The following is a 21,578-nucleotide window of genomic DNA, read 5'->3' as shown; positions in this document are numbered from 1 at the left end:
CGAGAACGCGGATTCACATCCCCTCCGCTGTTTGACACCTGAATCGGAACTCACCCCGTCATTGCGAGCGGAGCAATCCATACCTCCGCGCGCTGAGAGATGGATTGCTTCGCTCCGCTCGCAATGACGGCGTCCTCCCAGTTCAAGCCAGGAACGACAGGGGAGGGAACCCCGCCCCATCGGGTAACCGGCCGGATTTCCTGCATTTCCAGCCGTCAAAGCCGACTTTGGTAACCTCGCATTAACCACGGTTAGAGTCTGGTGAGGGGCGGAAATGACGGGCGAACAGCCCTTGTTTTGACATGTTGGCGGAGGAAGCAGGGCCCGGCCTTGGACGGCCCTCCCATGCGACAGATGAAAGCTTTTCGCGGCTGGCGCTTACCGCCGCGCTGGGCGCGCGGCTGCTAGGAGCGGCTCAAGCGAGGTGGAGACCGGTTCGCGTGAGGAAAACGCGTCGAAACGAAAATCCGGGACCGGCAGCCATTTGCTCCGGGAAGGACAAAGGATCATTGCGTTGAAAGGATATTGCCGATGAATCCCGCCGACGTGGCGCAGGCAGCGCTGCCCATGGCCTCGAGCGATGTTTCGCTGATCGCGCTGTTCCTGCAGGCCCACTGGGTCGTGAAGGCGGTCATGCTCGGGCTGCTCGCCTGCTCGGTCTGGGTCTGGGCGATCGCGATCGACAAGATCTTCCTGTATTCGCGCACCCGCCGCGCGATGGACCGGTTCGAGCAGGCGTTCTGGTCGGGGCAGTCGATCGAGGAACTCTATCGCACGCTGTCGGCCAAGCCGACGCAGTCGATGGCGGCCTGCTTCGTGGCGGCGATGCGCGAATGGAAGCGCTCCTTCGAGAGCCATTCGCGCTCCTTTGGCGGCCTTCAGATGCGGATCGAGAAGGTCATGAACGTGTCGATCGCGCGCGAGGTCGAGCGGCTGGAACGGCGGCTGCTGGTGCTCGCGACCGTCGGCTCGGCCGGCCCCTTCGTCGGCCTGTTCGGCACCGTCTGGGGCATCATGTCGAGCTTCCAGTCGATTGCGGCATCAAAGAATACCTCACTGGCGGTGGTGGCGCCGGGTATCGCGGAGGCGCTGTTTGCGACCGCAATCGGCCTGATCGCCGCAATTCCGGCGACTATTTTCTACAATAAGTTCATTTCCGAGGTGAACCGGCAGGCCCAGCGCCTGGAAGGCTTTGCCGACGAGTTCTCCGCGATCCTGTCGCGGCAGATCGACGAACGGGCCTGATGAGGCGACCTGTGGTGAACGCAAGCGGTGGGTTCTAGAGCATGGCGATGAGCATGGCGGGTTCGTCGGGCGGCGGTGGCCGCCGTGGCCGGCGCCGCGCCGCCGTGATGGCGGAAATCAACGTCACGCCGATGGTCGACGTGATGCTAGTGCTGTTGATCATCTTCATGGTCGCGGCGCCGCTGATGACGTCGAATATCGACATCGACCTGCCGATCGCGAGCGGCGGCAAGTCGATTGCCCAGAACACCCCGCCCTTGACGCTGTCGGTCAAGCGCACCGGCGGGAGTTGCAATTCGAGCGTGGAACTCTATCTCGGGGACGCCTCGATCTCGGCTGCCGACCTCTTGCCCAAAATCAAGGCTATCCGGGAGACCCGATCGGATAACGATGCCGTGGTATATCTGCGCGGGGACAAGGACGTCTGTTACACGGATATGATGAAGCTCTTGGGCCAGATTCGCACCGCCGGCTTCAAGGCCAACATCGTCATCATCCCGGAGGGGGGATCTTGAGATCTTAAGCTGTGGCAGAGCAGGGTAAGTTGAAGGTCAAGGTCGACAAGACACTGGTGGCATCGATCGCCCTGCACGTCCTCGTGCTGGGATGGGGCCTCGTGTCGTTTTCGTCCAGGGCCTACGTCCTGCCGGACGAGGAGACCGTCGCGGTCGACGTCATTTCTTCCGACCAGCTTGCCCATGTGATGGCCGGCCAGAGGACCGGCAAGAAGGAAAATCCGAAGCCGTTGGTGGAGAAGATCGCCGAGGCCAAGCCGGTCGACGACGCCGTCGGCAAGATCGAGGACAAGAAGCCGCCCATCGTCACCGACACCGCCCCGCCGCCGACCCCGAAGGTGGAAGAAAAGCCGGTCGAAAAGAAGCCCAATCCGCCGAAGCCGGTCGTCGAGAATAAACCCAAGGAAGAGCCGAAAAAGGAAGAGGCCAAGAAGGAAGAGCCAAAGCAGGAGCCGAAGCAGGCCGAGAAGAAGCCTGATCCCGTGAAGCCCGATCCGATCGCCGAGGCGATCAAGAAGGAAGAGAAGAAGCCGCCGCCGAAGCCGCAGCAGCAGGCCGCCAAGCCGCCGCCGGAGCAGAAGCTGAAGGAGCGCGTGTTCGACCAGTCGAAGATTGCAGCCCTTCTCGACAAGCGCGATCCGACGCGCCAGGCGGCGGCCGGCGACACCCTCAATTCGAACGCAGCGCTCGGCCTTGCCCATGGCAAGGCCGCCGACAATTCGGCGACCTGGGGCGCGATGTTCAAGAGCCAGGTGGAGCGGTGCTGGAAGAAGCCCTATGGCGGCATCGAGGCGCAGCAGACCGAGTCCGCCTTCGTGATCCGCCTGAAGCGCGACGGCACGCTGGAGGGCATGCCGGTGCCTGAGGGCACGCCGGGGACGCCTTATTTGCGCGTCTATCAGGAGAGCGCGCTGCGCGCGATCATCGAATGCCAGCCGTATAATCTGCCGGCGGCTTTCTTCGACGAATGGAAATATTTTTCGCCCGTGTTCACCGAACGAAAGACCTGAGCGCGATGTGCGCTTGAGGTCCCATGAAGCAAAGTTCGCCAACGATGACCAATCAGAACAAATCGTTTGAGACGTTTTTCCGCCCGAGCCGCCGCCAGATCATTTCCAGCATGGCCGCGCTCGGCATCGTTGCCGCCGCGCCGCGCGGCGCATTTGCGCAGGCGCCGAAGCGCGTGCCGATTCCCGAGGGCGAATTCGCGCCATTGCCGATCGCGATCCCGAATTTCACGGCTGGTACCCCCGGGGATACCGAAGTCGGTGCCGGCGTCACCCAGGTCATCACCAACAATCTCAAGCGCTCGGGCCTGTTCGCACCGATCGACCAGGCCGCCTATCTCGAGAAGAACATCAACATCGACGCCGCGCCGAACTTCCAGAACTGGAAGTCGGTCAACGCGCAGGCGCTGGTCACCGGACGCATGACCCGGCAGAACAATGGGCGCGTGAAGGCGGAATTCCGCCTCTGGGACGTCAATACCGGCCAGCAACTCGCCGGCCAGCAATACGACACCTCGGCCGAATATTGGCGGCGCATCGCGCACATCATCTCCGACCAGATCTATGAACGGCTGACCGGCGAGAAGGGCTATTTCGACACCCGCATCGTCTTCGTCGACGAGACCGGACCGAAGGAGCGACGCGTCAAGCGGCTCGCGCTGATGGACCAGGACGGCGCCAATGTGCGCTACCTGACCCGCGGCTCCGATCTGGTGCTGACCCCGCGCTTTTCGCCGTCGACCCAGGAAATCACCTATATGGAGTTCGGCCAGGGCGATCCGCGCGTCTATCTGCTCAATATCGAGACCGGCCAGCGCGAGATCGTCGGCAATTTCCCGGGCATGTCGTTCTCGCCGCGGTTCTCGCCGGACGGCCAGCGCATCATCATGAGCCTGCAGCAGGGCGGCAACTCCAATCTGTTCGTGATGGATCTGCGCTCGAAATCGATGACGCGGCTGACCGACACGCCGGCGATCGACACCTCGCCATCTTTTGCACCCGACGGAACGCGTATCTGCTTCGAGTCCGACCGTGGCGGCAAGCCGCAGATCTATGTGATGGCGGCAAACGGCGGGCAGGCGCAGCGCATCTCCTTTGGAGACGGCAGCTACTCGACGCCGGTGTGGTCGCCGCGCGGCGACTACATCGCCTTCACCAGGCAGGGCGGCGGCCAGTTCGCGATCGGTATCATGAAGCCCGATGGCTCGGGCGAGCGGATCCTGACCTCGGGCTATCACAATGAGGGGCCGACTTTTGCGCCGAACGGGCGCGTCGTGATGTTCTTCCGCGATCCCGGCCAGGGACCGTCACTCTTCACCGTCGACGTTTCCGGCCGCAACGAACTGCGCGTGCCGACGCCGGGCTTCGCGTCCGATCCGGCGTGGTCGCCGCTATTGTCGTAAATTGCCGGGCTTTGCGGGTAACCATTCTCGTTAACCGGCAATTTTTCCTAGTTCATTGAAATAGAAAGAGAATTTCCGCTGCATAAAACTCGAAACAAGGTCTTGGTAACGATATTCCCTCAGAAAGACTTCATCAGCGCTGGGTAAAACTGCACGTTACAACAGGACGTGTGTGCCCAGCTCATGCAGTTTGCCAATCAGACGGGAGAGTCGGACCGGCAGATGTCGCCAACGATCGCGGCTGCGCTGGTCGATTCCCTGTTCATGAATCCCGCGCCGATGATCTTCGGCGCCTTTGGCCCGGCCATCGCCGGCTCGGTGATCGCCGCCGTCACCGGCGACATCCTGATGTGGCTGTGCGTGCCGCTGTTCATCGTGGTGGGGCTTGGGCGCGCTCATCAGATGTACCGTTACCAGCAGCGCAACTCGCGGCTCACCGTCGCGGAGTCCGTCGGCTGGGAGCAGCGCTACCGGTTCGGCGCCGTCGCCTATGGCGTCGCGCTCGGCATCTGGGGGATAACCGTTCTGCTGCGAACCAGCGATGCGGCCGCCCACATGCTCTGCGTGACGACGGTGGTGGCCTATACGTCGGCTGGGGTTGGGCGGACATTCGGCCGCCCGCGGATCTTCCACCTGCATTTGCTGTTGTCCATCGGACCCCTGATCTTCGCGCTGTTCTATACCGGCGGCGCCTATTACATCGCGCTTGCCCTCCTGAGCTTTGTCTTCTTCGTTTCCATCCGGCACCTGACATCCAGCCTGCAGCGGATCTACGTCAACGCATGGATCGCGAAGGAGCGGGAGGCGGCGCTGGCCGGCCAGTTCGATACCGCGCTGAACAACATGCCGCACGGCCTGTGCATGTTCCGCGACGACGGCGGCCTTGCGGTGATGAACTACCGCTTCAGCGAGATGATGGGCCTGCCGGAAGACCTTGTGCAGCGCGGGCTGCGCGCATCCGACATCATCTCGGCATGCGTGAGCGCCGGCTCGATCTCAGAGGCGAGCGGCAGGACGATCCTCGCCGAGATCGAGCACACCCAGATGCGGGTTGTGATCACGAGCGCCCCCGACCTGACCAACAACCGCGCGCTGTCGTGGACGTTTCAGGCGATGGCCGATGGTGGCACGGTTGTGTTGCTTGAAGACGTTACCGAGCGGCGCAATGCGGAAGCCCGCATCACCCATCTGGCGCGGTATGACGAACTCACGCAATTGCCCAACCGCCTCAATTTCCGTGACGAGATCGGTCGTCTCCTGGCGCGGCCGAGAGGCGGGCAGTTGTCGGCACTTCTGTTCATCGACCTCGACCAGTTCAAGCAGGTCAACGATACGCTCGGCCATCCCTGCGGCGACCAGCTCCTCTGCGCGGTAGCCGGCCGGCTCCGCGAAATGCTGCGGCCGGAAGATTTCGTGGCGCGCTTCGGCGGCGACGAGTTCGTGGTGTTCCAGCAGGACATCAAATCACATGAGGACGCGGCCAGCCTTGCACGTCGCATTGTCGATCGGCTGAGCGAGCGCTACAAGATTCACAATCACCTGGTCGAGATCGGGGCCAGCGTCGGTATCGCCATGACCTCGCCGGGCGTCAGCGCCGACACGCTTTTGAAGAACGCCGATATGGCGCTCTATCGTGCCAAGGCCGACGGGCGCGGCACGTTCTGCTTCTTCCGCGACGAGATGGCCCAGATCGTCGAAGCGCGCCGCATCCTCGAACTCGACCTGCGCAAGGCGCTGGCGAACGAGGAGTTCGAGCTCTACTACCAGCCGCTGGTCAATCTCAAGACCGGCAGGATCACGACCTGCGAGGCGCTATTGCGCTGGAACCACCCGGTGCGCGGCACGGTCTCTCCGATCGAGATCATTCCGGTGGCGGAGGACATGGGGCTGATCGTCGATCTCGGCCGCTGGATTCTCCGCAAGGCCTGCATGGAATGCATGACGTGGCCTGAATCCGTCAGCGTCGCGGTCAATTTGTCGCCGCAGCAGTTCCATCAGCGCGACGTGCTGAGCGAGGTCCGCTATGCGCTGGAGGTTTCGGGCCTGCCGGCGCGACGTCTTGAGATCGAGATCACCGAGTCCTCACTGCTGCGCAATACGCAAGTGACGCACGACGTGCTGTCGCAGCTACATGCGCTGGGTGTACGGATCTCGCTTGACGATTTCGGCACCGGCTATTCGAGCCTGAGCTATCTGCACAACTTCCCATTGCAGAAGGTCAAGATCGACCGCTCATTCCTCGAAGGCATCGACACCGACCGACCGCTGACGCTTTTGCGTGGTGTGGCGCGGCTTTCCGCCGATCTCGGCATGTCCGTCGTGGTGGAAGGCATCGAGACCAACGAGCAGCTCGATCTCGTCAGCGCCGACGGCGCGGTGACCGAGGCGCAAGGCTATCTGTTCAGCCGCCCGGTACCCGCGGTGCGTATACGGCAACTCCTCAGCGCCTCTCATGGCCGCCGTCCGGAAGACTTGCTGAAGTTGGCATCGTCGCGGTCGATTGCCTGAGACCGTCCCTCTACCGGTAGCTCCGCGGTGCCACCGACGCATGGCTCGCGCGCGAGCCCCGCGTCGATTAACCGTATTGCCGCGATCCCTTTGCAATAAATTAAGATGCTGTTAATCTTTTTGACACGCGCAGAAGTTGCTCGAAGGTGTAAGGATTGAACATAATGCCCGCGGTGGAGGCCACCAGGCCGGCAAGCGGACGGCTTTCGGACCCGCTGGATCAAGTCGATTATCGCCTAGCGCAAACCCCAGCCGAAAAGGAAGATATCTACCGGCTCCGCTATCGCGCTTATCTGCGCGAACGCGCGATCGAACCGTCGGCGGACGAGCGCGTCGTGGATCAGTATGATGATGCCGCCAACGTTTGGACGTTCGGCGTGTACTTTAACGGCGAACTCTACAGCTCAATTCGCATCAACGTCGTCACGCCGGAGTGCCGGATCTCGCCCTCCGTCGACGTGTTTGGTGACGTGCTTCATCCCAAGCTTGATCAAGGGCTGGTCTTCATCGACTCGACGCGCTTTGTCGCCGATCCGGAAAAGGCGCGGACTGTTCCGGAACTGCCCTACGTGACGGTTCGGCTCGGATCGACGGCTGGCGTTCACTTCAACGCCGACTATGGATTGGCCATGGTGCGTTCCGAGCACATGGCGTTTTACCGTCGGGTGTTCCTGCATGAGGCTTGGTCCGAGCCGCGCATCCATCCGGGCCTCTTGAAGCCCGTCGGACTGATGGCCGCGCACTTGCCTGCGGTGCGTGAGCGGGTGCTCGCCCGCTACCCCTTCCTGCGTTCAAGTGCGTTCGAGCGGCGGATGCTGTTCGAGCGGGGGCGGGGTCAATCTGGTACCACTGATGTCCGGCCCTCCTTCGCGCAAGCGTCGATCGTTCCAAGTTCCTGAATAGTCCGGCTCGCCCGAACCGTCGCAGAAGTCCCGCACTTTGCGCTGATTCTTCCCGGTAAAGCCGGGAAATCGGCGATTCCGGCTGCCTCCGCGCTTGTCTTCACCCTCGCGCCACATTTACAACCCATTAACCATCGGGGGCGCTTTTCGCCGTTTGTCCGCATTTGATCGGGTCTGGCAAGGTCCCATCAAGGTTGACGGAACGTTCGCTTAACCATCGCCCTGTAGATCGGATGAGAATTCGAAAACGTGAGCGTGGAGGCTCCGGAATGAAATACCAGATGCGAATCCTCCAGGGATTGAAGCTCGCCGCGGTGCTCGCGGTGGCGCTCTCGATGGGTGCTTGCGCCAAGAATAATCTCGGCGCCGAGGGCGCGATGGCGAACGCGGCGACCCCGGGCAGCCAGCAGGATTTCGTCGTGAACGTCGGCGACCGCGTTTTCTTCGAGAGCGACCAGACCGACCTGACCCCGCAGGCGATCGCGACCCTGGACAAGCAGGCGCAGTGGCTGCAGAGCTACAACCGTTACAGCTTTACCATCGAAGGCCATGCCGACGAGCGCGGCACCCGCGAATACAATATCGCGCTCGGTGCGCGTCGTGCCCAGGCGGTTCGCTCCTATCTCGCCTCGCGCGGCATCGATCCGAGCCGGATGCGCACCATCTCTTACGGCAAGGAACGTCCGGTGGCGGTCTGCAACGACATCTCCTGCTGGTCGCAGAACCGCCGTGCCGTCACGGTGCTGAACGCGAGTTCGTGAGCTTCCGAAGATTTCCGCGATTTGCCGCCGGCGCCGAGAGGCGCCGGTTTTGTTTGAACGTTGATTTGCTTCAGTCACAATTCCGGCGTACTCCCTGCATCAGTGTGGTTCCGCGTCGATTTTCGTCGTCAGGGCAAGATGTCATCCAGATTTCTTAGAGTTACGCGCGCCGCGGCGATTGCCGCGGGACTGGCTGTTTCCGCACCGGCCTTCGCACAATCCGACGATGCCGACCTCGAAATGCGGGTCCAGCATCTAGAGAACCAACTTCGACAGTTGACCGGCCAGAACGAGGAACTGCAGTATCGTAACCGCCAGTTGGAGGAGCGCCTGCGGCAGCTCGGCGCCGCGCCGTCCGGCCCGGGCGGTGCGCCTGCGGCCACCCAGCCCGGCGTCGCCGCCATGCCGCCGGCCAACCCGTCTGCGCCGTCCTATCCGCCGCAAGGTGGCCAGCCGGCCTATGGACAGCCGCAGCAGGGATACGGCCAACCGCAGCCGGGTTATCGGCAATCGCAGGGCGGCTACGACCAGACCCAGATCGCGGCTCCCGCACCGATCGTGCAGGAGCCGGCCGCGCCAGCGGCAGGAGGGCGCCGCGGCCGCGGCGATGCCTTCGATCCCAACCAGAACCCGAACGCCCCGGGGGCGCCGCGCGCACTCGGTGGTGGCCAGATGCCGGTCTCGCCCGATGCCACGGTCGGTGCGCCCGGCGGACGCGGCGTGGGCGAACCGCTCGACCTCGGCAACACCAGCCCACGCAGTGCCGGCGCACCGGCAGGGGGCGGCGCCACCGCCGCGCTGACCACCTTGCCGCCATCGGCGACATCGAAGGACGAGTTCGACCTCGGCATCGGCTACATGCAGCGCAGGGACTATGCGCTCGCCGAGGAAACCATGCGGAATTTCTCCCAGAAATATCCGAGCGACCCCTTGATCCCGGATGCGCAATATTGGCTCGGCGAGAGCTATTTTCAGCGTCAGCAGTATCGTGACGCCGCCGAGTCCTTCCTCGGCGTGACCACGAAATTCGACAAGTCGGCCAAGGCGCCGGACGCACTGCTGCGGCTTGGCCAGTCACTGGCGGCGCTGAAGGAGAAGGAAGCCGCCTGCGCCGCGCTCGGCGAAGTGACGCGGAAATATCCGCGGGCTTCCACGGGCGTCAGAGCCGCCGTCGACCGTGAGCAGAAGCGGATCAAGTGCTAAACCGGTGCCGCTGGGGCCTTTCGGCTCCGCGATCGATGGCACCGCCATGTCTGATGACAATAGCGCGATTTCCGCAACCGAAGCCAAACGTCTGTTAGACGAGTGGAAGCGCGCGCCAGCGATCGTTCTGGCCGTGTCCGGCGGTCCGGACTCGGTGGCGTTGATGTGGCTCGCGGTGCGCTGGCGCCGGACACTCAAGCAGGGGCCGCGGCTGATCGCAGTTACCGTCGACCACGGCCTGCGCCCGGAGGCCGCGCGCGAAGCGCGTGAGGTCAAGCGCCTTGCCGGCACGCTCGATCTGCCCCATCGGACGCTGCGCTGGACCGGCGCCAAGCCGAACAGCGGCCTGCCGGAGGCGGCACGCGAGGCGCGCTATCGCCTGCTGGCCGAAGCGGCCCGTGCGAGCGGGGCGACGCATATCCTCACGGCGCACACCCGCGACGACCAGGCCGAAACGCTTCTAATGCGGCTGTTGCGCGGCAGTGGCATCGCCGGCCTCGCCGCGATGGCGCGCGAGACCGAGCGCGAAGGGGTGAGGTTGGCGCGGCCGCTGCTCGCTGTTCCCAAGGCGCGGCTGGTCGCAACCCTGGAGAAAGCCAGGATCGGCTACGCGGTCGATCCGACCAATCGTGACACGGCGTTCACGCGTCCGCGGCTGCGCGTGCTGATGCCGGCACTGGCTGCAGAGGGTGGCGATGCCCGGAACCTGGCGCGGCTCGCGGCGCGGCTCGCCCGGGCCAATGCCGCAGTGGAAGTGCTGGCTGATGGTGCCGAGCGCTACCTTGCGCTGCGCGATGGCGGTGCGGCGCCCGGATTCGATGCCGGGGCCTTTGTGGCCCTTCCCGAGGAGATCCGGCTGCGCCTGCTCAAACGCGCGATCGACCGCGTGGGCCATGAGGGACCGGCCGAACTGGGCAAGGTCGAGGCCCTGCTCACCGCACTCGATCAGGCGGTGATGCAGGGGACGGGTAAGCTGAAGCAGACGCTCGCCGGCGCGGTCATTGGGCTCGCCAATGGGCGGATCCGGGTCGAGCCGGCACCACCGCGCCGGAGCCGGGCCCGCTGATATTCAGGCGAATAGGAAAATTCCCGTCATATCCGCTTAACTACCCCCCTAAAACCCGGACGTTTGCGCCATTATTTGACCGGGAATCGGGTTAGGATGCGCTAAATAGTCCTGTGCAGTTCCCTTGGCATATACTCCCACGGCACCTAAATTGTATGCAGTCGCTGAAGGGGGGATTCCCAGGGATTTCCTGAAGTGCCTGCCCCAGGCCGCCCGAGGATAGTTTTGAGGCCGCGATCCGCGCGACCACGAAGGAAGATCAATGAACGCCAATCTGCGGAATTTCGCCCTCTGGGTCATTATCGTCTTGCTGCTGTTGGCGTTGTTTACGCTCTTCCAGAACCCGGGTCAGCGCGCGTCCTCGCAGGATATCTCGTTCTCGCAGCTCCTCAGCGAAGTCGACCAGGGCCATGTCCGCGACGTCGTGATCCAGGGCCCGGAAATCCATGGCACCTTCACCAACGGCTCGAGCTTCCAGACCTACGCGCCGAACGACCCGACGCTGGTGAAGCGCCTCTATGACGGCAAGGTGCAGATCACTGCGAAGCCGCCGGGCGACAACGTGCCGTGGTTCGTTTCGCTCCTGGTCTCCTGGCTGCCCTTCATCGCGCTGATCGGCGTGTGGATCTTCCTGTCGCGACAGATGCAGGGCGGCGCCGGCAAGGCGATGGGCTTCGGCAAGTCGCGCGCCAAGATGCTGACCGAGGCGCATGGCCGGGTGACGTTCGAGGACGTCGCCGGCGTCGACGAAGCCAAGCAGGACCTGCAGGAGATCGTCGAATTCCTGCGCGACCCCGGTAAATTCCAGCGCCTGGGCGGACGCATTCCGCGCGGCGTGTTGCTGGTCGGCCCTCCCGGCACCGGTAAGACGCTGATCGCGCGCGCGGTCGCGGGCGAAGCCAACGTGCCGTTCTTCACCATTTCCGGCTCTGACTTCGTCGAGATGTTCGTCGGCGTCGGTGCGTCGCGCGTGCGCGACATGTTCGAGCAGGCGAAGAAGAATGCGCCCTGCATCATCTTCATCGACGAAATCGACGCGGTCGGCCGTCACCGTGGTGCCGGCCTTGGCGGTGGCAATGACGAGCGCGAGCAGACGCTGAACCAGTTGCTGGTCGAGATGGACGGCTTCGAGGCCAATGAGGGCGTGATCCTGATCGCCGCCACCAACCGGCCCGACGTGCTCGATCCGGCGCTGCTGCGGCCCGGTCGCTTCGACCGTCAGGTCGTGGTGCCGAATCCTGACGTCGTCGGCCGCGAGCAGATCCTGAAGGTTCACGTCCGCAAGGTGCCGCTGGCGCCCGATATCAACCTGAAGACCATCGCGCGCGGCACCCCGGGCTTTTCGGGCGCCGACTTGATGAACCTCGTCAACGAGGCCGCGCTGACCGCCGCCCGCCGCAACAAGCGGATGGTGACGCAGGCCGAGTTCGAAGAGGCCAAGGACAAGGTGATGATGGGTGCCGAGCGCAAGTCGCTCGTCATGACCGAGGAAGAGAAGCTCCTGACCGCCTATCACGAAGGCGGCCACGCGATCGTCGGCCTCAACGTCGTCGCTACCGACCCGATCCACAAGGCGACCATCATTCCGCGCGGCCGTGCACTCGGCATGGTCATGCAATTGCCGGAGCGCGACAAGCTGTCGATGTCGCTGGAGCAGATGACCTCGCGGCTCGCCATCATGATGGGCGGCCGCGTGGCGGAAGAACTGGTGTTCGGCCGCGAGAAAGTCACCTCGGGCGCGGCCTCCGACATCGAGCAGGCGACACGTCTGGCGCGCATGATGGTCACGCGCTGGGGCCTGTCGGAAGAGCTTGGCACCGTCTCCTATGGCGAGAACCAGGACGAGGTCTTCCTGGGCATGTCGGTGTCGCGCACCCAGAACGCCTCGGAGGCGACGGTCCAGAAGATCGACTCCGAGATCAAGCGCCTGGTCGAGGAAGGTTACAACGAGGCGACGCGAATCCTCACCGAGAAGCGCGCCGATCTCGAAGCACTGGCCAAGGGCCTGCTCGAGTTCGAGACGCTGACCGGCGACGAGATCGTCGATCTCTTGAAGGGTAAGAAGCCGAACCGCGAGTCCGTGCTCGAGCCGACCACGCCGCGCGCCTCCGCCGTGCCGCCCGCCGGCAAGTCGCGCCCGCGCCCAGATCCGGACCCCGGCCTGGAGCCGCAGCCTCAGGCGTAGGCGCGATCAGAGAGGCAAGACGCACAGAAGCCCGGCCTCGCGCCGGGCTTTTGCTTTTTGATTGCTCCCGACCACGTTCCGTCGTCGTCCCGGGCTTGACCCGGGACCCATAACCACAGATGCTCCTGGTGCGCAAAGCCGTATCTGCTTGCTCGCTCCACAACAGGCATCGGTGGTTATGGGTCCTGGCCTTCGCCAGGACGACACCGTCATTGCGAGGAGCGCAAGCGACGAAGCAATCCATACCTCCGCAAGCGGCGAAATGGATTGCTTCGTCGCTTTGCTCCTCGCAATGACGTTATTAACCGACTGCATATCGTCATGCCCTCCCGGGCGCGCCGAGATGTACGGCCAGAATGTGCTCCGGCGTTTCGGCGACATCGATCCTCTCGCCATCGCCGCCGACGAAGGCAAGCACGGTGCGCTCGCCGTCGCGCCACATGCTGCCGACGAGCGCGATGTTGATGTGGATGGGCTGCCCCGTCTCGAACCTCGTGCATTGAATCCAGAAGCGCATGGGGTTCTCCTTCTTGAGCCGCCGCAGGATACGAGACGGGGCCTCACTGTTTAGGCAAGCGACCGCAATTCGCGCGCCGCAGCGACCATGTTGGCGAGCGCCGGACGCACCTCCTCCCACTTGCGGGTCTTCAAGCCGCAGTCGGGATTGATCCAGAGCTGGGTATCGGAGAGCCGTTGCCTTGCGAGCTTGAGGAGATCGGTGATCTCGCCAATGTCAGGCACGCGCGGTGAATGGATGTCGTAGACGCCGGGGCCGATTTCGTTCGGGTAGCGGTAATTTCGGAAGGCGTCGAGCAATTCCATTTTCGAGCGCGAGGTCTCGATCGAGATGACATCGGCGTCCATCGCCGCGATGGCGTCGATGATGTCGTTGAACTCGGAGTAGCACATATGGGTGTGGATCTGGGTTTCGTCCTGCACGCCGGAGGCGCAGATGCGGAAACTGTCGACCGCCCAATCGAGATAGGTCTTCCATTCCGACCTGCGCAGCGGCAGGCCTTCCCGCAGCGCTGCCTCGTCGATCTGGATCATGCCGGCGCCGGCCGCTTCGAGATCGTGCACCTCATCGCGGATAGCGAGCGCGATTTGCCGGCACACTTCGCTGCGCGGCAGGTCGTCGCGGACAAACGACCAGTTCAGGATGGTCACGGGGCCGGTCAACATCGCCTTCACCGGCTTTGTCGTCAGCGACTGCGCGAATTGCCACCATTCGACCGTCATCGGCTGCGGTCGCGAGACGTCGCCGTAGAGGATCGGCGGCCGGACGCAACGCGAGCCGTAGGACTGCACCCAGCCGAGTTCGGTGAAGGCGAAGCCGGAAAGCTGCTCGCCAAAATACTGCACCATGTCGTTGCGCTCGAACTCGCCATGGACCAGGACGTCGAGCCCGATGTTCTCCTGCCAACGGATGGCGCGCGCGGTCTGATGCTGCAGATAGGTCTTGTACGCGGTATCGCTGAGTGCGCCCTTGGCATGCGCGGCGCGTGCGTTCCTGACATCGGTCGTCTGCGGGAAGGAGCCGATGGTCGTGGTCGGGAAGCGCGTCAGGTTGAACCGCTCGCGCTGCACCTCGACGCGCTCGGCGAACCGGCTGGCACGATGGCGCGTGCCGTCATCGATGGCGGCGAGACGCTGGGCAACCTTCACATCGTGAATCCGCGGCGAGATCTTGCGCGCGGCCGCGGCGGCATCGGATGCTCGGATCGCTTCGGACGCATGGGCCCGGCCACTTCCAAGAGCCGCGCCGAGGGCGGCAAGTTCTTCGAGCTTCTGCGCCGAGAATGAGAGCCAGGTCTTCACCTCGGGATCGAGCTTCGTCTCCAGCGCGAGATCGATTGGCACATGAAGCAGCGAGCACGATGGCGCGATCTGGACGCGTTCCTTGCCGAGCTTTGCGACAACGGGCTCGAGCTGATCGAGGATCCGGCTCAGATCCGCGCGCCAGACATTCCGGCCGTCGATCACGCCGAGCGACAGCACGCGCTGCTTCGGAACATCCATGAGATCGCCGAGCTGTTCAGGCGCGCGCACGAGATCGAGATGCAGGCCGGCGACCGGAAGGTCAAACGCGACCGCACGATTGCCGCCGAGCCCGCCGAAGTAGGTCGCCAGCATGATCCTGATGTCCGGCACTGCTTTGGCGATTCCGGAATAGGCGCGCCGTAGGGCTTGCTGAGCGGCGGCGTCCAGATCAGTTGCGAGACAGGGCTCGTCGATCTGCACCCATTCCGCGCCGCGGGCAACGAGCTCGCGCAACACTTCGATGTAGACCGGCAAGAGCCTGTCGAGCAGCGACAGCGTGTCGTAATGCGCGTCCTTGGACTTGGCCAGTTTCAGGAACGTGACCGGGCCGATCAGCACGGGGCGCGTCTGATAACCCAGTGCCTTCGCCTCCTGATACTCTTCGATCGGCTTGCGCGAGGCGAGCGCAAAATACTGGTTCTTGCGAAGCTCCGGCACCATGTAATGATAGTTGGTGTCGAACCATTTCGTCATTTCGAGCGCCGCCACGCCGTGCGCGTGATGGCCATGTCCGCAGGCCTCGTCATGCGCGTCGGCCTTGGTGCCGCGTACCATCGCGAAATAGGTCGCAAGCGGCACTGCGCCGCCGGTCCAGCCATAGGTTTCCGGGATCGCGCCGACCATCGCGCAGGTGTCGAGCACCTGATCGTAGAACGAAAAATCGTTCGACGGGATCACGGTGATACCGAGCTTCTTCTGCCGCGCCCAATTGGCCGCACGGAGCCCGATGCCGGTTTCGATCAGCGTCTTTTCGTCCGATGCGCCGGACCAAAAGCGTTCCAGCGCGAATTTCAGTTCACGGCGCGGACCGATCCGCGGCGTTCCGAGAGATGCAACAGCAAGTGAAGTGGAAGACATTGGCTTAACCCCATGAGTTGGGGGCAAAGGCCGTAGTGACACGTCTGGATTCCCTGCGCGAGGTGTGCACGGAATCGCAACCGCACCACCGGGACACCCCGCCCGAGGACGTGTATGTTGTCGAGGCAGGTCTCCTGGCTCGCGGGTCGTTGCTGCGGTCCGGCCTTCCCGAAGCTTTGCAGGCTTCAGTGGCAATTGTGGACCGCGGCTCGCCGCTTACAGTTGCGGGGGCAGCTCCGGCTTCACACCGGCTTCCCTCTTAGCTCCGGAAAAAAGATCTCTCCGAAGAACCACGACGCGTTCACTTACCGGCAAGATCGCGCGAACGTCAACTCGGATGGCATCACGTGCGCGTGGCGCCGGTTGTTCACAGCGTCAACGGCATGGGCTGAAATTTTTGCGCTTCGCCCATACGTCCCATTGACACCATTCCCCAAATCGCACCAGATGTAGCTGTCACGGTCCATCATGACGCAAGGAATGGTGGCTAAGAGGGAAGCCAGTGATCGCGCATTTATCGCGAGAATCCGGCGCTGCCCCCGCAACTGTAAGCAGTGAGTTGCTCCCGACTTTAGACGTCACTGATGCGGGATCGCATTGGGAAGACGGGGAGTAACGCCGACCTGCGAGCCAGGAGACCTGCCGTGACAGCAAATAACGTCCACGGGCGGGGTGTCCCGGCGGTCGCTTGCAGGCTCATGCCGGTGCGCCGCCGGCATCATCACGCAGCGTCGCCTCCGGCATCCGGCCCCAACAAACATCACGGGGTCTGCAAGATGTCACTCTCTCTCGATCGCGAAGCCACCGCGTCGTCTCTCATTCACCTGCGCCCCGAATCGATCGCGGCGCCGGAGGCGCGGCTGCCGATGCAGGTGATCCGCCGCAACGGCACGGTGTCGCAATTCGATGCCGGCAAGATCTCGGTGGCAATGACCAAGGCCTTCCTCGCGGTCGAGGGTCATACGGCGGCTGCGTCGCGCCGCGTGCACGAAGCGGTCGAGGAATTGACCGCCGAAGTCGTCGGCGCGCTGTCACGCCGGATGAGCGAAGGCCGCACCTTTCATATCGAAGACATCCAGGACCAGGTTGAACTGGCGCTGATGCGCAGCGGCCATCACAAGGTGGCGCGCGCCTACGTGCTCTATCGCGAGGAGCGGGCGCGGCAGCGCGCCGAGCAGCAGGCCGCGAAATCAGCAAAGGCCGCGGCCGGCCCAATCATCCACGTCACGCTCGCGGACGGCAACAAGGTGCCGCTCGACCATGCGCGGCTGGCGATGATCGTCGGCGAGGCCTGCGCCGGGGTCGACGGCGTCGATGCCGCGCCTGTGGTGGCAGAAATCCAGCGCAATCTGTATGACGGCATCAGCCAGGATGAACTCGCGCTCGCCAGCGTGATGGCGGCGCGCACGCTGGTTGAGCAGGAGCCGAATTACGCCTATGTCAGCGCGCGCCTGCTGCTCGACAAGCTCCGCACCGAAGTGCTGTCCTTCGTGCAGGGCGCACCAACCACTGCGTCGCAGGCGGACATGGCCGTGCGTTATGGCGAATACTTCCCGGTCTATATCAAGGCCGGCATCCGCGCCGAATTGCTCGATCCCGAGCTCGGCCGCTTCGACCTGAACAAGCTCGCCGCGGCGCTGAAGCCGGAGCGCGATCTCGCGTTCCAGTTCCTCGGCTTGCAGACGCTTTATGATCGCTATTTCCTGCATGTCCGCGGCGACCGGATCGAATTGCCGCAGGCCTTCTTCATGCGTGTCGCCATGGGTCTGGCTTTGCGCGAGATCGACCGCGAGGCACGCGCGATCGAGTTCTACAATCTCCTGTCCTCCTTCGACTTCATGGCGTCGACGCCGACGCTGTTCAATTCCGGCACGCTGCGGCCGCAACTGTCGTCCTGCTTTCTCACCACTGTTCCTGATGATCTCGACGGCATCTTCAAGTCGATCAAGGACAACGCGCTGCTTGCCAAATATTCCGGCGGCCTCGGTAATGACTGGACCCGCGTGCGTGGGCTTGGCGCGCACATCAAGGGCACCAATGGCGAGAGCCAGGGCGTGGTGCCGTTCCTTAAAGTTGCCAACGACACCGCGATCGCCGTCAACCAGGGCGGAAAACGCAAGGGCGCGGTCTGCGCCTATCTCGAGACCTGGCACATCGACGTCGAAGAATTTTTGGACCTGCGCAAGAACACGGGCGACGATCGTCGCCGCACCCATGACATGAACACCGCCAACTGGGTGCCCGATCTCTTCATGCAGCGCGTCGAGGCCGATGGCGCATGGACGCTGTTCTCGCCGGACGAGACGTCCGATCTGCATGATCTCTACGGCAAGGCTTTTGCCGAGCGCTACGCGTCCTACGAAGACAAGGCCGCGCGCGGCGAGATGCGCGTATCCAAGAAGATCCGCGCGGTCGATCTCTGGCGCAAGATGCTGACCATGCTGTTCGAAACCGGGCATCCCTGGATCACCTTCAAGGACCCCTGCAATTTGCGTTCGCCGCAGCGCCATGTCGGCGTGATCCATTCCTCCAATCTCTGCACCGAGATCACGCTCAACACTTCGGATGAGGAGACCGCGGTCTGTAATCTCGGTTCGATCAACCTGCTCAACCATATCGGCGAGCGCGGGCTCGACTCGGTCAGGCTGAAGCGGACGGTCGCGACCGCGATGCGGATGCTCGACAATGTCATCGACATCAATTTCTACACCATCCCCGAGGCACGGCGCTCCAACCTGCGGCACCGGCCGGTCGGCCTCGGCTTGATGGGATTCCAGGATGCGCTGCACGTGCTGCGGATCCCGCTTGCTTCGGACGCGGCTGTTGCCTTCGCCGACACCAGCATGGAGGCGATCGCCTATCACGCGATCTCGGCTTCCGTCGATCTCGCCGCCGAGCGCGGCCGTTATCCGTCGTTCGAGGGATCGCTGTGGAGCCAGGGCATCCTGCCGATCGATTCGATCGAGCTGCTTGCCGAAGCGCGCGGTGAAGTCGCGATGGACCGCTCGCGCACGCTGGACTGGGACGGCTTGCGCGAGCGCGTCAAGACGGTCGGCATGCGCAATTCCAACGTGATGGCGATCGCGCCGACGGCAACCATCTCCAACATCTGCGGCGTGGCGCAGTCGATCGAGCCCGCCTACCAGAATCTCTATGTCAAATCCAACATGTCCGGCGACTTCACGGTCGTGAACGCCTTCCTGGTCCGCGATCTCAAGGCGCGCGGGCTGTGGGACGAGGTGATGGTCAGCGACCTCAAATATTTCGATGGCAGTCTCGGTGCGATCGACCGCATCCCCGATGATGTCAAGGCGCTCTACGCGACCGCGTTCGAGATCGACAGCGCCTGGCTGATCGAGGCGGCGGCGCGGCGGCAGAAATGGATCGACCAGTCGCAGTCGCTCAACCTCTATATCGCCAACCCCTCCGGCAAGAAGCTCGATGCGCTGTATCGCCTGGCCTGGCAGCGCGGCCTGAAGACGACCTATTACCTGCGCTCGCGCAGCGCCACCCATGTCGAGAAGTCGACGCTGAAGGGCACCGACGGCAAGCTCAACGCCGTTACAGTTGCCCCGGCGATGTCCACCGCCCCGGACTTGTCCGGCGCCATCGCCTGCTCGATCGACAATCCCGAATGCGAAGCCTGCCAGTGAACAGCGGAATAAGGAATAACACCATGCTCGACTGGTCAGAGCCCACCGCGCCCGCGCGCCACGCGGCCATCCCCGTCATGAACCTCGCCGCAGCCGGCAACCAGACCGGCCTCGGCGCCATCGATCGCCATGGCGGCCGTGTCTCGGTCGACGACAAGCGGATGATCAACTGCCGCGCCGACGTCAATCAGTTGCTGCCGCTGAAATACAAATGGGCGTGGGAGAAATATCTTGCCGCCTGCAACAACCACTGGATGCCGACGGAAGTCTCGATGCAGGCCGACATCGCGCTGTGGAAATCGCGCGACGGCCTGACTGAGGACGAGCGCCGCGCGATCAAGCGCAATCTCGGCTTCTTCGCGGCGTCCGAAAGCCTCGTCGCCAACAACATCGTGCTGGCGATCTATCGCCATCTGACCAATCCGGAATGCCGGCAATATCTATTGCGGCAGGCATTCGAGGAGGCCGTGCACACCCATACTTTCCAGTACATCGTCGAGAGCCTGGGGCTCGATGAAGGCGAGCTGTTCAACATGTACCGCGAGGTGCCCTCGATCACGGACAAGGCGGCATGGGCTCTGAAGCATACACAGCATCTGGACGATCCCGATTTCAGGACCGGGACGCCGGAAGCCGACCAGGCGTTCCTGCGCGACCTCGTCGCCTTCTACGTCATCTTCGAAGGCATGTGGTTCTACACCGGCTTCGCGCAGATCCTCTCGCTCGGCCGGCGCAACAAGATGGTCGGGATCGCCGAGCAGTATCAGTACATCCTGCGCGATGAATCCATCCACCTGAACTTCGGCATCGATGTCATCAACCAGATCCGAATCGAGAATCCGCATCTTTGGACGAAGGCGTTCCAGGAGGAGATTCGCGAGATGGTGCGGACGGCGGCCGAGCTCGAAGCAGCCTATGGGCGGGACACCATGCCGCGCGGCTTTCTCGGATTGAACGCGGCACTCTGCGAAACCTACATGCACTTCATCGCCAATCGCCGTTGCGCCCAACTCGGGCTCGCGCCGGTATTCGATGAAGCCGACAATCCCTTTCCCTGGATGTCGGAGGCGATGGACCTGAAGAAAGAGAAGAATTTCTTCGAGACCCGCGTGATCGAATACCAGAACGGCGGCGCGTTAAGCTGGGAGTAACCAAGGTCCCGGCGGTGGGACCCCTTCTTTTTGTGCATTCCAGACGGCACAAATCCGTCTTGCCAGACGCCATGAATAGGTGTTCATCTTTTGCAGCGATCCGCGCTCGATCGCCCAAAATAGTGAAGTCTCGTTCGGCCGATCCCGAGCCGGCGAGAGCCTGGGGACGGGAACCGCGCCATGGTCTATCGGCGAACCCATCAAGTGGTAAAGCGGCTGGCCGCCCGGCGCAGCGCCATTCTGGCTGCGGCACGCGAGGCGGCGGCGGATGGCGGCATGGCCGCGGTGCAGATCGCCCCGGTTGCGGTCCGCGCCCATGTCGCGGCCGGAACCGTGTACCGCTATTTCCCGTCCAAGGCCGATCTGATCTCCGAACTGATCGCCGAGGTCTCGCGCGACGAGCTTGCCGCGATTCGCCGGGCGGCCGATGCTGCGCCGGGGCCGTCCTCGGCGCTGGCCGCCGCGGTCACCACGGTTGCCGTCCATGTGCTGTCGCAGCGCAAGCTCGCCTGGGGCATCCTGGCCGAGCCTGTCGATGTCGATGTCACCGCCTCGCGGCTTGCCAGCCGGCGCGAGATCGCCGGCGAAATCGCCACTCGAATCGATGCCGCGGTGCGCGCCGGCCACCTGCCGGCGCAGGACACCGCGCTCGCCGCCACCGCGCTGCTCGGCGCGCTGCATGAGTCGCTGGTCGGGCCGCTCGCGCCCGACAATCTCGACGATCCCGCCAAGCTGCGCGACGCCGTGCAAACGGTGACGCTGCTCGCATTGCGCGCCGTCGGCGTCATGGACGCCCGCGCCCGCGGCCTCGTGGTGCAGGCCACCACGCCCGCGAAGGCGCTGGTGGGGGCTTAGGCGAAAGCTCCCGCTGTCGTCCCGGCGAACGCCGGGACCCATAACCACAGGAAGTTGTTGTGGCGCGAGCAAGCGGTTGCAGCGGAGCACACCACAAGCGCCTGTGGTTGATGGGGTGGACGGCCCCCTACGGCATCAGTTGTGCCAGAATGAGGTTGTCGAAATCTCAAACGAGGGAGCCGTCCGTGACGCAGATTATCCGCATTGGAATGGATACGTCGAAGCA

15 protein-coding genes and 2 riboswitches are annotated in these 21,578 nt (G+C 63.6%); of the genes, 13 read left to right on the top strand and 2 right to left on the bottom strand.

The window, feature by feature from the left end; translation table 11 throughout:
- The first annotated feature begins 531 nt into the window (after nucleotides 1-531).
- The 10 genes from tolQ to ftsH all read left to right on the top strand — a co-directional run bounded on the left by tolQ (nucleotide 532) and on the right by ftsH (nucleotide 12,795).
- On the top strand, nucleotides 532-1,245 hold the full coding sequence (gene tolQ / locus ACZYOF_RS24940) for a protein TolQ (protein WP_027579741.1): 714 nt from the start codon (nucleotides 532-534) through the stop codon (nucleotides 1,243-1,245).
- Nucleotides 1,246-1,286: 41 nt separating this feature from the next.
- Nucleotides 1,287-1,760: a biopolymer transporter ExbD gene (locus tag ACZYOF_RS24935; RefSeq protein WP_130583240.1), complete on the top strand. Its 474-nt coding sequence runs from the start codon at nucleotides 1,287-1,289 to the stop codon at nucleotides 1,758-1,760.
- Between the two features lie 29 nt (nucleotides 1,761-1,789).
- On the top strand, nucleotides 1,790-2,770 hold the full coding sequence (locus tag ACZYOF_RS24930) for a protein TolA (protein WP_394568753.1): 981 nt from the start codon (nucleotides 1,790-1,792) through the stop codon (nucleotides 2,768-2,770).
- Between the two features lie 110 nt (nucleotides 2,771-2,880).
- Nucleotides 2,881-4,170 carry a Tol-Pal system beta propeller repeat protein TolB gene (gene tolB, locus ACZYOF_RS24925; RefSeq protein WP_463717451.1) on the top strand — a complete coding sequence of 430 codons (1,290 nt, stop codon included), beginning with the start codon at nucleotides 2,881-2,883 and terminating at the stop codon, nucleotides 4,168-4,170.
- A gap of 183 nt (nucleotides 4,171-4,353) precedes the next feature.
- Complete coding sequence (locus ACZYOF_RS24920) at nucleotides 4,354-6,678, top strand: putative bifunctional diguanylate cyclase/phosphodiesterase (RefSeq protein ID WP_463717441.1); 2,325 nt, start codon at nucleotides 4,354-4,356, stop codon at nucleotides 6,676-6,678.
- Between the two features lie 164 nt (nucleotides 6,679-6,842).
- A complete protein-coding gene (locus tag ACZYOF_RS24915) occupies nucleotides 6,843-7,577 on the top strand; it encodes an N-acyl amino acid synthase FeeM domain-containing protein (protein ID WP_463717440.1) in 735 nt (244 codons plus the stop codon).
- 272 nt (nucleotides 7,578-7,849) lie between these two features.
- Nucleotides 7,850-8,341 carry a peptidoglycan-associated lipoprotein Pal gene (pal, locus tag ACZYOF_RS24910; protein ID WP_208828749.1) on the top strand — a complete coding sequence of 164 codons (492 nt, stop codon included), beginning with the start codon at nucleotides 7,850-7,852 and terminating at the stop codon, nucleotides 8,339-8,341.
- Between the two features lie 138 nt (nucleotides 8,342-8,479).
- The gene (gene ybgF / locus ACZYOF_RS24905; protein ID WP_463717439.1) at nucleotides 8,480-9,544 is read left to right on the top strand and encodes a tol-pal system protein YbgF; all 1,065 of its coding nucleotides are present in this window, start codon (nucleotides 8,480-8,482) and stop codon (nucleotides 9,542-9,544) included.
- Between the two features lie 46 nt (nucleotides 9,545-9,590).
- Nucleotides 9,591-10,610, top strand: a complete 1,020-nt coding sequence (tilS, locus tag ACZYOF_RS24900; RefSeq protein WP_463717438.1) for a tRNA lysidine(34) synthetase TilS — start codon at nucleotides 9,591-9,593, stop codon at nucleotides 10,608-10,610.
- Between the two features lie 262 nt (nucleotides 10,611-10,872).
- Nucleotides 10,873-12,795 (top strand): ATP-dependent zinc metalloprotease FtsH, encoded by a 1,923-nt coding sequence (gene ftsH / locus ACZYOF_RS24895; RefSeq protein ID WP_130579695.1) that lies wholly within the window; start codon nucleotides 10,873-10,875, stop codon nucleotides 12,793-12,795.
- 319 nt (nucleotides 12,796-13,114) lie between these two features.
- Here ftsH and ACZYOF_RS24890 read toward each other — a convergent pair whose 3' ends face one another.
- Both ACZYOF_RS24890 and metE read right to left on the bottom strand, forming a co-directional pair.
- Nucleotides 13,115-13,312, bottom strand: a complete 198-nt coding sequence (locus ACZYOF_RS24890) for a hypothetical protein (RefSeq protein WP_130579696.1) — start codon at nucleotides 13,310-13,312, stop codon at nucleotides 13,115-13,117.
- Between the two features lie 50 nt (nucleotides 13,313-13,362).
- Nucleotides 13,363-15,693, bottom strand: coding sequence for a 5-methyltetrahydropteroyltriglutamate--homocysteine S-methyltransferase (metE, locus tag ACZYOF_RS24885; protein WP_463717437.1), 2,331 nt, complete (start codon nucleotides 15,691-15,693; stop codon nucleotides 13,363-13,365).
- A gap of 107 nt (nucleotides 15,694-15,800) precedes the next feature.
- A riboswitch (cobalamin riboswitch) is annotated at nucleotides 15,801-16,003 on the bottom strand.
- 132 nt (nucleotides 16,004-16,135) lie between these two features.
- Nucleotides 16,136-16,354, top strand: a riboswitch (cobalamin riboswitch).
- Nucleotides 16,355-16,469: 115 nt separating this feature from the next.
- Here metE and ACZYOF_RS24880 point away from each other — a divergent pair.
- From ACZYOF_RS24880 to ACZYOF_RS24870, 3 genes are all read left to right on the top strand, one after another.
- On the top strand, nucleotides 16,470-19,346 hold the full coding sequence (locus tag ACZYOF_RS24880) for a ribonucleoside-diphosphate reductase subunit alpha (RefSeq protein WP_463717436.1): 2,877 nt from the start codon (nucleotides 16,470-16,472) through the stop codon (nucleotides 19,344-19,346).
- 23 nt (nucleotides 19,347-19,369) lie between these two features.
- Nucleotides 19,370-20,497: a ribonucleotide-diphosphate reductase subunit beta gene (locus tag ACZYOF_RS24875; protein ID WP_130579698.1), complete on the top strand. Its 1,128-nt coding sequence runs from the start codon at nucleotides 19,370-19,372 to the stop codon at nucleotides 20,495-20,497.
- A 180-nt stretch (nucleotides 20,498-20,677) separates the two neighbouring features.
- A complete protein-coding gene (locus tag ACZYOF_RS24870; RefSeq protein ID WP_130579699.1) occupies nucleotides 20,678-21,352 on the top strand; it encodes a TetR/AcrR family transcriptional regulator in 675 nt (224 codons plus the stop codon).
- The last annotated feature ends 226 nt before the right edge of the window (nucleotides 21,353-21,578 follow it).

The organism is Bradyrhizobium sp. LeoA1Lang (genome assembly GCF_055413685.1).
The sequence above is the reverse complement of the archived record's forward strand: the minus strand, read 5'-3'. Positions and strand labels throughout refer to the sequence as shown.